Annotated in this window: 8 protein-coding genes; 1 reads left to right on the plus strand and 7 read right to left on the minus strand. The window is 70.3% G+C overall.

Annotated elements, in window-relative coordinates; translation table 11 throughout:
- Window positions 1–963 (plus strand): alpha/beta fold hydrolase, encoded by a 963-nt coding sequence (locus FS769_RS03615; protein WP_144829490.1) that lies wholly within the window; start codon window positions 1–3, stop codon window positions 961–963.
- On the opposite strand, the gene tsaE is transcribed toward FS769_RS03615, so the two are convergent.
- From tsaE to FS769_RS03650, 7 genes are all read right to left on the minus strand, one after another.
- A complete protein-coding gene (tsaE, locus tag FS769_RS03620; RefSeq protein WP_144829493.1) occupies window positions 941–1,444 on the minus strand; it encodes a tRNA (adenosine(37)-N6)-threonylcarbamoyltransferase complex ATPase subunit type 1 TsaE in 504 nt (167 codons plus the stop codon). The genes FS769_RS03615 and tsaE overlap by 23 nt on opposite strands.
- On the minus strand, window positions 1,441–2,556 hold the full coding sequence (gene alr, locus FS769_RS03625) for an alanine racemase (RefSeq protein WP_144831852.1): 1,116 nt from the start codon (window positions 2,554–2,556) through the stop codon (window positions 1,441–1,443). The genes tsaE and alr overlap by 4 nt, the downstream gene beginning before the upstream one ends.
- Before the next feature lie 2 nt (window positions 2,557–2,558).
- Window positions 2,559–2,945, minus strand: coding sequence for a holo-ACP synthase (locus FS769_RS03630; RefSeq protein ID WP_144829495.1), 387 nt, complete (start codon window positions 2,943–2,945; stop codon window positions 2,559–2,561).
- A gap of 105 nt (window positions 2,946–3,050) precedes the next feature.
- Window positions 3,051–4,901 carry a glutamine--fructose-6-phosphate transaminase (isomerizing) gene (glmS, locus tag FS769_RS03635; protein WP_144829498.1) on the minus strand — a complete coding sequence of 617 codons (1,851 nt, stop codon included), beginning with the start codon at window positions 4,899–4,901 and terminating at the stop codon, window positions 3,051–3,053.
- Window positions 4,902–4,911: 10 nt separating this feature from the next.
- Window positions 4,912–5,934: an HTTM domain-containing protein gene (locus FS769_RS03640; protein WP_144829500.1), complete on the minus strand. Its 1,023-nt coding sequence runs from the start codon at window positions 5,932–5,934 to the stop codon at window positions 4,912–4,914.
- On the minus strand, window positions 5,931–6,743 hold the full coding sequence (locus tag FS769_RS03645; protein WP_144829503.1) for a DUF5819 family protein: 813 nt from the start codon (window positions 6,741–6,743) through the stop codon (window positions 5,931–5,933). Before FS769_RS03645 ends, FS769_RS03640 begins: the two co-directional genes overlap by 4 nt.
- Window positions 6,736–8,619, minus strand: a 1,884-nt coding sequence (locus tag FS769_RS03650; protein WP_144831855.1) for an LPXTG cell wall anchor domain-containing protein, incomplete at its 5' end; no start/stop codon positions are given. The genes FS769_RS03645 and FS769_RS03650, both read right to left, overlap by 8 nt.

The following is an 8,619-nucleotide window of genomic DNA, read 5'->3' on the forward strand; positions in this document are numbered from 1 at the left end:
ATGGATGCCACCGACCTCGGCCTGCGCCGCGTCGTCGTTCCGACGGGGGTGGGGCCGATCGTCGTGCGCGCGGGTCGGGCGTCGGGGAACCCCGTCGCCACGGTCCTCCTGCACGGGGCCGCGGGATCGTGGCGCACGTGGGTACCGCTCATCGCGGCATCCGACGCCCTGCGCCTGCCGCTGTCCGACATCGTGGCGATCGACCTCCCCGGCTGGGGCGAGACGCCGGGCCCGGTCCCCGACCCCGCCGACCTCGCGGTCGCTGTCGCCGCCGTCGCCCGGGCACTCGGCTACCCGCGCTGGCGCATCGTCGGCCATTCCCTCGGCGGCGTGATCGCCCTCGACGTCGCCGCACGCTTCCCGAACGACACCGTCGCGGTCGGCGTGGTCTCACCGAGCGGCGCCGGAGCACGTACCGTCGGCCGGCGCCCGATCGCGAAGGCGGCGCGGTTGCCGTGGCTCGCCGGGATGGTTCTGGCCATGCGCATCCTGCGCGCGCTCGGACCGCTGTCCGCCCCGCTGCTGCGGGTCCTGCGCCGCACGGGTCTGCTGCACCGTCTGGCGCGGCCCCTGTTCCGGCATCCGGACGGGGTGGATCGGGCGGTGACCGACGCCCTCGCCACGGAGATCCGTCCGACGGCGTTCCTCGCCGCGATGCAGGCGTCGCGCACGCACGACGACGGCGTCTGGCGACGCATCTCCTGCCCCGTGCGCTCGGTCCGAGGCGAGCACGACGTCTTCGTCTCCGCCCGCGACGCACACGATTGGGCGCGCCTCATGCGCGACTACGACGACCGCGTGCTCGCCGACAGCGGCCACTTCGCCCACGTCGAGCAGCCGGTCGAAACGCTGCGCGCCCTCCGCGAGGTGTGGTCGGCGCATCGCGCACCCGCGCGCGGTGCCGGCGGCCGACAGCGGCCCACCGGCCAGACGCGGCGTTTCAGGGACGACGCGAGATCGTGACCGTCCGCGGGGCGTCGGCGTCGAGCTCGACGGTGTGCACCGCGATCTCACCGCAGGCGTTGTCGACACCGCGGCCGCCGACCTGACGCGAGATCTCGATCTCCCACCATCGGTCGGCCAAGTACTCCGCGACCCCGCGCCCCCACTCGACGATGACGGCGGATCCGGCCACGTCGATGTCGAGGTCATCGAGTTCGACGGCCGCCCCGAGCCGGTACGCGTCGACATGCACCAGCGGAGTCCCCCCGACCAGCGAGGGGTGCGTGCGCGCGATCACGAACGTCGGACTCTGGACGGGACCCCGGATGCCGAGACCCTCGCCGATCCCCCGGGTCAGGGTCGTCTTCCCCGCCCCGAGCGGGCCGGTGAGCACCACGACGTCGCCCGGCTCGAGGACGCGACCGATCGCGCGGCCGAGCTCCTCCATGTCGCCGGGGGCGTCGATGACGCGCTCGCCCAGCAGGTCGTCCGGAATGCTCATGCCCCGCCCTCCCGTCGCGGTACGCGCGCCCCCACCCGCGTGACGATCTCGTAGTCGATGGTGTCGGCGGCCTCCGCCCACTCGCGCGCCGAGGGCACACCCAGGGTCGGGTCGCCGAAGAGTACGACCTCGTCGCCCACGGCCACCGGGTGATCGCCGACGTCGACGACGAACTGGTCCATCGCGATGCGACCCGCGACGGTGAACCGACGACCGCCGATCGTCACGGGGCCCCGACCCGAGGCCTGTCGCGGCACGCCGTCGGCGTACCCGAGGGGCACGAGCGCGAGGGTGGTGTCGGTCGTCGTGCGGTAGTCGTAGCCGTACGAGACCCCGGTGCCGGCGGGCACGCGGCGCACGGCCGCGACGGCGCCGCGCAAGGTCATCGCGGGGCGCAGACCCAGATCGGCGGGCGTCCGGTCGTCGAACGGCGAGACGCCGTAGATGCCGATGCCGATGCGCACGCAGCCCAGCCGCGCCTCGGGAAGGGCGATCGCCGCGTTCGTCGCGGCGATGTGGCGCAGCGGAGGGGTCAGGCCGACGCCCGCGGCGAGCACGACGCCCTCCTCGAACTTCGCCAGCGCCGCCCGATCGTCGTCGATGCTCGTGTTCGACAGGTGGGAGAACAGCCCGACCACGCGCAGGCGACCGATCCGCTCCAGACGCGCGGCCTCCGAGAACACCTGCCGCCAGTCCGCCGGTGCGATGCCGTTGCGCGAGAGCCCGGTCTCGATCTTCAGGTGGACCGCGGCGGGGCGCTCGCCCTGGGCGGCCTCCGCTGCCCGCAACAGCTGGTCGAGGTCGGAGATGCCGAGCTCGACCTCGTGTCGCACGGCCTCGACGAACGACGCGCCGGGCGCGTGCAGCCACGCGAAGAGCGGGGCGCGGATGCCGGCGCGACGCAGCGCCAGGGCCTCGTCGATGTCGGAGACGCCGATGCGGGTCGCCCCTCCCCGCAGCGCCGCCTGCGCCGCGCGGAACGCACCGTGGCCGTAGCCGTCGGCCTTGACCACGGCGATGATCTCGGAGCCGGTCAGCCGGCGCAGGTGCCGGACGTTCTCGGTGATCGCGTCGACGTCGATGAGCGCTTCGCGCAGCACCCCGGATGCCATGCTCACGCGGTGTCCTCTCGGGTGGGTTCGATTCCGGATGCCGCCTCGGCGACCACGTAGGCCGTCGCGAGCCCGGCATCGTGCGACATCGACAGGTGCACAGCGGTGATGCCGCGTGCAGCGATGGTCGCCGCCGTCTCTCCGCTGAGCGCGAAGACGGGGCGACCCGACGGCTCCGAGGTGACCTCGATGTCGGTCCAGTGCACGCCGTCCGACCCTCCGAGGGCCTTGATGAGCGCTTCTTTCGCGGCGTACCGGGCGGCCAGCGATCGCGGCTTGAGCACGCGCTCCGCGGGGGCGAACAGACGCGGCAGCAGGCGCGGGGTGCGAGCGAGGTGCTCCTCGAACCGCGGAACGTCGACCAGGTCGACGCCGATTCCGACGATCATGGGCCCTCCCCTCTCGGCATCCGTTCCATTCTGCCGGTGCCGGCGGACACCCGAGACGACGAAGGGGCCGGATGCCACGGCATCCGGCCCCGAAGACGACGAGTCCTACTCGACCGTCACCGACTTCGCCAGGTTGCGCGGCTGGTCGACGTCGAGGCCCTTCGCCTCGGCGAGGCCCATCGCGAAGATGTGCAGTGGCACCACGGCCAGCAGCGGCTCGAAGAGGGGGGCCGCGAGCGGGATGCGCAGAACCTCATCGGCGGCGGGCAGCACGGCCACGTCGCCCTCCTCGGCGATCGCGATCACGCGGGCACCGCGGGCGCGGATCTCCTCGATGTTCGAGACGACCTTCTTGTGCATCTCACCCGACCCGCGCGGGCTCGGGACGACGACGAACACGGGCTGTCCGGGCTCGATCAGCGCAATGGGACCGTGCTTGAGCTCGCCGGCGGCGAAGCCCTCGGCGTGGATGTAGGCCAGCTCCTTGAGCTTGAGCGCACCCTCGAGCGCGATCGGGTAGCCGACGTTGCGGCCGAGGAACAGCACCGAACGGGTGTCGGCCATCCAGTGCGCGAGCTGCTCGATGCGCGACTGCTCGGTCTCGAGCACGCGGGCGATCTTGCCGGGCACGGCCTCGAGCTCGGTCACGGCCTCGACGGCCACGACGGGGTCGATGGCGCCGCGCACACGGCCCACGTGCAGCGCAAGCAGGTACAGGGCGGTGATCTGCGCGACGAAGGCCTTGGTGGAGGCCACAGCGACCTCGGGGCCGGCGTGGGTGTACACGATGGCATCCGACTCGCGCGGGATCGTGGCGCCCTGGGTGTTGCAGATCGACAGCGTCTTGGCACCGCGCGAACGTGCGTACTTCACGGCCATCAGCGTGTCCATCGTCTCGCCCGACTGGCTGATCGAGACGACGAGGGTGCGCGCGGAGAGCACGGGGTCGCGGTAGCGGAACTCGTGCGCAAGCTCGACGTCGACGGGAACACGCGTCCACGTCTCGAGCGCGTACTTGCCGACCATGCCGGCGTAGGCGGCGGTGCCGCACGCGATGACGAGGATGCGGTCGATGTCGGCGAGGAACTCGTCCATGCCGTCGAGCTCGGGAATCTCGACGCGGCCCTCGTGGATCCGACCGCGCAGCGTGTTGGCGACGGCCTCGGGCTCCTCCGAGACCTCCTTGGCCATGAACGACGACCAGCCGCCCTTCTCGGCAGCCGAGGCGTCCCAGGTGACCTCGAACGGCTCGACCTCGACGGGCGCGCCCGAGAAGTCGGTGACCTCGACGCCCTCGGGCGTGATCGCGACGATCTCGTCCTGACCGATGGCCAGCGCGTTGCGCGTGTGCTCGACGAAGGCGGCCACGTCGGAGCCGAGGAAGTTCTCGCCCTCGCCGAGTCCGATCACCAGCGGGGAGTTGCGGCGCGCGCCGACGACGAGGCCGGGGTGGTCCTTGTGCATCGCGAGCAGCGTGTACGCGCCCTCGAGGCGCGACACGACGGCGCGGAACGCCGCGACGAGGTCACCCGTGCGGGCGTACTCGCGGCCGATCATGACCGCGGCGACCTCGGTGTCGGTCTCGCTGCGGAAGGCGAAGCCCTCTCCGACCAGCTCGCTCTTGAGTTCGGCGAAGTTCTCGATGATGCCGTTGTGGATGACGGCGAGCTTGTCGTCGTCGGCCAGGTGCGGGTGCGCGTTGGCGTCGGTCGGCCCGCCGTGCGTCGCCCACCGCGTGTGGCCGATCCCGGTGGTGCCGTCGGGCATGGGCGACGACGCCAGGTCGTCGCGCAGCACCGCGAGCTTGCCCGCGCGCTTGCGCATGTCGAGCTGACCGTCGCCGTCGATCACGGCGATACCCGCGGAGTCGTAGCCCCGGTATTCCAGACGCGACAGCCCCGCGATGAGAATGTCCTGGCTCTGCCGAGGACCCACGTAACCGATGATTCCGCACATGGGGTCGAGTCTACGTGGCAGGCCTGAGTGAACCCCTCCGCAGCGAGGCGAGGCGCCCGCCCAGTCGCATCCACGACCCGTCTCTGACCAGCAGCAGGTCGAGGGCGATCATCATGAGCGAGAACGGCCACAGCCCCAGCAGGATCGCGATGCCCAGGTGCATCCCGGTGATGAGGAACACCGCGGCGTACCGCGTGGGCTTCCACAGGATCATGAGCGGGAACAGCATCTGCACCCACAGGGCGAGCCACGTGGCCAGCGCGACCATGGGCGCGGACTGCCACGCCAGCTGGCTGAGCGCCGGGAGCACATGGAACTGCTCGATGCTCAACGCGTAGTAGATCGCCGTTCCGTTCAACCACTCCTCGCCTTGGAACTTCAGCACGCTCGAGACGAAGTACACGAGCAGGATCTGGAAGACGCAGAGGATCAGCACCGTGTTGTGCAGCCACGCCCCGAGCCACATCGGCACCCACGCCGGTCGCCGCCGCGCCCAGAACGAGGCACGGGCGCCTCGTCGGTGGCGCACCCACGCATCGACCGAGAAATGCCGGCTGAGGTCGGCGAACACCACGAACACCAGCACGATGCGCATGAGCGTGTCGCCGCCGTTGCCGAGCAGCGTCGTGTTCGTCGACAGGCCGACCCACAACACCATCAGCACGGGGGTGACCCACCGGGTCTTGAAGCCGGCGACGAACACCACCGCGAGCACGATGAGGAGGTGGAAGCAGATCTCGAAGACCACCGCGTTGTCTTTCGGGAAGAACACGCGCAGCGGCTCCCACCAGCCCCGCCGGCTCGCCTCGGGCTCCACCCACCAGGCGCCCGCTCCCCACAGGTACTGCCGGTCGGCGTAGCTGGGCACCAGCACGATGAGCATCGACAGCCCCATCAGGATGCGCAGGATCGAGAAGCCGATCGTGGCGTGCGGCCGGTCCATGAGCCACGCCACGAACCGCGGCCACAGCGCCGAGGGCCGAAGCCTCTCGCGCAGCGGTTGCGGGCGGGCGACGGATGCCGTTGTGTTCATCGTCCCGTGTACCTCTCGACGACCTCGTCGTAGATGGCTTGGACCTCGTCGGTCGGTGCCGCGGCCGGCTGACGCCAGCCGAATGTGATGTAGGACAACTCCGTCTGCCGCTCCTGATCGAATCGGTGGAGGAAATCGTTCGGTCGATCCGACTCGATGCGCCACCGCACGCGCTCGACCGGCCGGTCGAAGTACGCGGTGCCGAAGGCCGAGGCGAAACGAACGAGCATGTAGTCGTAGCGCAGGTAGCTCACCGCGGCGGCCCGACTGCCCTCGAGGCCGTCGAGCTGGGTGAGCAGGTCTCCGGCGTCCACGGGCTCGAACGCGCCGCCGCCGAGCCCCCGGATGAAGGTGTCGCGCACCCGATCCCGCTGCTGCGGGCTCAGCGCCTGGTACCGCGTGAACATCGCCTGGGTCGCGTTGAACGAGTTCTTCGAGATGCGCGACGGCATCGGGATGCCACGGGCCGACGTGAACTCGATGTCGGTCACGTCGACCCAGTCGCTGTGGACGAGCTCGTTGCCGTCGCGCCACTGCACCTGGATCTGGAGGTTGCGATTGACCTTCATGATGTTCGGCGCGAAGACGTTCCAGCGCTGCGAGAACCAGGGCGAGAACACCTCGCTCACGACCGGTCGAGTCGGAGACGTCGCGACGGTGAACGACCCGGCGACGAAGGCGTATCCGGCGACGATGGCGAGGGTCGCGGCGGCGGCGACCGCCGCGACCCTCGTCGACCGCTCGGTGGAGGGACGCCCCTCCGCAACCCCCGTGTCAGGGGCGCCCTCCACCGTGGTCGTCTTACTCACCGGCGTTCGTCCTCCGGTTCTCGCGGCGACGGATGCTCCAGAGCCCGGCGCCGAAGAGCAGCAGGAGAGCTGCTCCACCGAGAGCCAGAGGTGCGTTCACCTCGGCACCGGTCTGCGGGAGACCGCCCTGGATGCCGTCACCGCCACCGTCCCCGCTGGGGCCGGCGTTCGCGGGATCGACGACCAGGAAGGCCGTGTTCTCGCGGTCCTGCGGCAGGTCGCCCGTGACCGATCCGCGAATCTCGACGCGGTGTGCGCCGAGCTCGAAGTCCGGTCCGACGGCGAACGACATGCGGGCCATGCCGGAGGCATCGACCGTGACCGGGGTCAAGTCGAACGGCGTCGAGAACACCGTCGCGAAGACCGTCTCACCGGGCTGGAAGCCCGAGACGACGATGTTCTGACGGGCGTCCGTACCGCGGACCACCACACCGTTCACCGCGTCGGCTCGGGCTCCCGCGGTGGGGTCCCCGTCCGTCGCGTCGCCATCGGCGGCGTCGGTCGCGTCAGCGGCGTCGACCGCGTCAGCGGCGTCCGTCGCGTCTGCGTCGACCATGTCGGCGTCGGCGACGTCGGCGTCAGCCGAATCCGCGTCGGCCACGTCGGCATCCACCATGTCGGCGTCGACCATGTCGGCGTCGGCCACATCAGCGTCAGCGACGTCGGCGTCAGCGACATCGGCGTCTGCCACGTCAGCGTCTGCCACATCAGCGTCCGCGACATCGGCGTCAACCACGTCAGCATCCACCATGTCCGCGTCAGCCACGTCAGCGTCAGCCACGTCAGCGTCAGCGACATCGACGTCAACCATGTCGGCATCCACCATGTCCGCGTCAGCCACGTCAGCGTCAGCGACATCGACGTCAACCATGTCGGCATCCACCATGTCGGCGTCAGCCACGTCAGCGTCAGCGACATCCGCGTCAGCCACGTCAGCGTCAGCCACGTCAGCGTCAGCCACGTCAGCGTCAGCCACGTCAGCGTCCGCGACATCGGCGTCAACCATGTCGGCATCCACCATGTCGGCGTCAGCCACGTCGGTGTCAGCGCCGTCGGCGTCGATGTCGAGCACGTCCGCGTCGGCGTCGATCACGTCGATGTCGACACCGTCGGCGTCGATCACGTCGATGTCCAGGCCGTCGGCGTCCGCGTCGATGTCGAGCACGTCCGCGTCAGCGTCGAGCACGTCGGCGTCGGCGTCGATGTCGAGAACGTCGAGGACATCCGTCACATCGATGTCGAGCACGTCCAGCGCGTCGGTGTCAGCGGCGTCCGCGTCCACCACGTCCGCAGCGTCTGCTCCGTCGGCGTCGATGTCGAGCACGTCCGCGTCGGCGTCGAGCACGTCGAGGACGTCCACGGCGTCGAGCACGTCGGTCACATCGAGCACGTCCGCGTCAGCGTCGAGCACGTCGGCGTCGGCGTCGATGTCGAGAACGTCGAGGACATCCGTCACATCGATGTCGAGCACGTCCAGCGCGTCGGTGTCAGCGGCGTCCGCGTCCACCACGTCCGCAGCGTCTGCTCCGTCCGCGTCGATGTCGAGCACGTCGGCGTCGGCGTCGAGCACGTCGAGGACGTCCACGGTGTCGAGCACGTCGGTCACATCGAGCACGTCGGCGTCAGCGTCGAGAACGTCGGCGTCGGCGTCGATGTCGAGAACGTCGAGCACGTCGGCCACGTCGATGTCGAGCACGTCGGTCACGTCCAGCGTGTCCACATCCGTGACATCCAGCGCATCCAGCACGTCGGCCGCGTCGGTGTCAGCACCGTCCGCGTCGATGTCGAGCACGTCGGCGTCGGCATCGAGGATGTCGATGTCCAGCGCGTCCGCGTCGATCAGGTCGATGTCCAGACCGTCAGCGTCACCGTCATG

The organism is Microbacterium sp. BH-3-3-3, from assembly GCF_007679045.1.
Lineage (GTDB): Bacteria > Actinomycetota > Actinomycetes > Actinomycetales > Microbacteriaceae > Microbacterium > Microbacterium algihabitans.

Excerpts from the sequence above, each read along its gene's own strand:
- FS769_RS03615 (WP_144829490.1), top strand. The coding sequence starts at position 1 with ATGGATGCCACCGACCTCGGCCTGCGCCGCGTCGTCGTTCCGACGGGG.
- tsaE (WP_144829493.1), bottom strand. The coding sequence starts at position 1,444 with ATGAGCATTCCGGACGACCTGCTGGGCGAGCGCGTCATCGACGCCCCC.
- alr (WP_144831852.1), bottom strand. The coding sequence starts at position 2,556 with ATGGCATCCGGGGTGCTGCGCGAAGCGCTCATCGACGTCGACGCGATC.
- FS769_RS03630 (WP_144829495.1), bottom strand. The coding sequence starts at position 2,945 with ATGATCGTCGGAATCGGCGTCGACCTGGTCGACGTTCCGCGGTTCGAG.
- glmS (WP_144829498.1), bottom strand. The coding sequence starts at position 4,901 with ATGTGCGGAATCATCGGTTACGTGGGTCCTCGGCAGAGCCAGGACATT.
- FS769_RS03640 (WP_144829500.1), bottom strand. The coding sequence starts at position 5,934 with ATGAACACAACGGCATCCGTCGCCCGCCCGCAACCGCTGCGCGAGAGG.